General features: G+C 64.7%; 2 protein-coding genes. Both read right to left on the reverse strand.

Annotation, left to right across the window (positions count from 1 at the left end; translation table 11 throughout):
* On the reverse strand, positions 1-606 hold a 606-nt coding region (locus AC1DKD_RS40990), incomplete at its 3' end, for a bifunctional enoyl-CoA hydratase/phosphate acetyltransferase (RefSeq protein ID WP_477144717.1).
* Positions 607-657: 51 nt separating this feature from the next.
* Positions 658-1,833, reverse strand: a 1,176-nt coding sequence (locus AC1DKD_RS40995; protein ID WP_477144718.1) for a DUF3141 domain-containing protein, incomplete at its 5' end; no start/stop codon positions are given.

The raw sequence follows: 1,833 nt of genomic DNA on the forward strand, positions 1-1,833 counted from the left end.
CATCTTGCACAGCGCTGCAGCTTCGATAGTGGACGGGACCTTCGGATTGACGGTCTCCATCGCCGACAGGATCGCCACCCTTACCTCCTTGAATTGCAGCGCATGGGCCAGATCGATGGCGTTCTGGAGGATGTCCGCCTTCTCGGCGAGCGTGGGAGCAATGTTCACGGCGGCGTCCGTGATAATCAGCGCCTCCTCATGGTCCGGCACGTCCATCACGAAGCAGTGGCTGACACGCCGGGAGGTGCGCAAGCCAGTATCGCCCTTGACCACCGCCGCCATCAGCTCATCCGTGTGCAGACTGCCTTTCATCAGCGCCTCGGCCTTGCCTTCGCGCACCAGTTGCACGGCAGCGGCGGCAGCCGCATGGCTGAAAGGCGCATCGACGATCGGATACGGACTGATGTCGATACCGGCGGCCTTCGCTGTTTCCTCGATGCGCGCCCTGGGACCGACCAGGATGGGGGCGATCAGCCCCATCTGTGCAGCTTCCACCGCCCCTTCCAGCGAACTCCGGTCGCACGGATGCACCACCGCCGTCGGCGTTGGCGGGATGGACTTGCAGAACTCAATCAATCGCTGGTACTTCTCGTGCTTGGTGTTCACTTGCACTCCTCCTGCTCGATGAAGCCGTGGCCGGCAGCATTCCCGGCGCGCTCAGGCCCGCGCGAGCGTAGCCGGTCGGCGCACGCGCTCCGGCTTTCCCGCCGCGGCTCTCCGGATGCGCGCGAGCATGGCCACCTGTTCTGCCGTGGGCTTGCTGCCAAGCACGCGCTCATCCGCCGACAGCTTGTCCAGCAGCGTCAGCAGCCGTTCGCGGTCGGCCGGATCCTGGAGCAGGACCGCCAGCGTCTCCAGGGCCTGCTCCGGCGCATGCTGAACGATGATTTCCTGCTGGCCGCGAATCGAGCGCCACTCGTGCATCGGCACTTCGGGCAGGAATTCACCGTAGTCAGCTACCATCTCCTTGCGCATCTCCAGCCGCGAGAGCGGCAGCGGCTCCCCATGGCGCATCAACAGGAACGCGATCCTGCCGAGCGCTTCCACATAGCCTCCTCGCGCTATCGAAGCCAGGGCCTCCCTGACCTGCGGCAGCTCCGCCGGCTCCGCCGCCACCGGCCGTCCCTCATGCGCCGGCTCTTTGTTGCCGAAGTACAGGGAGAACATATTGGCGTAGATGCCGAAGAACGATGCCTCCGTCATGGCGTCGCGCACGGCACGGTATCCGTCCAGCGCCGCGCTGACGAGTTCGGCCCCGGCTTGTTCCCGCTGCCGCAGCGGATGGTCTGGCTCCATGGCCTGACGGTTCTCCCTGACGGCTTCGGCGGCGGGACCCAGCCAGGCGAGCCAGGGGTTCATATCCGACAGCGCCCAGTTCTGCACCCGCAGCGGGTGGAACTCGCGCAGCAAGCGTGCCGAGAAATCGTTGGACATCGCCTGCACGAAGGGTTGCGCGAACAGCTCATAGGCGCGCTGATTGAAATCCGACAGCGCGGCTACAGCCTCGAACGGCTTCTCGTCGACTCGCTGGAAGCGATTGAGCCGCGCCACGATATCCTCGAGGCGATGCTCCCGGAACTCCACGTCGTACTCGACGTCGCCGCTTGCGCTCTTTTCCGCACGCTCCGTAATGGCCATGCCATAGAGCCCGGGAGGCAGCAGTTCGATGCTCTTCAGCACGGACACGATCTGCGCGTGCTCCTTCTGTGCCACCTTCCCCGAAACGAAGATGCCCAGGTGACCGATGTTCTGGTGAAGCATCCCGACGATGACCYGGCCTCGCGCCTTGATCTCCTCGGTGCTCTCGTACACGTCCACTACCCAGTTGAATGC

The sequence above is a fragment of the Cupriavidus sp. 05T313 genome (assembly GCF_056396665.1).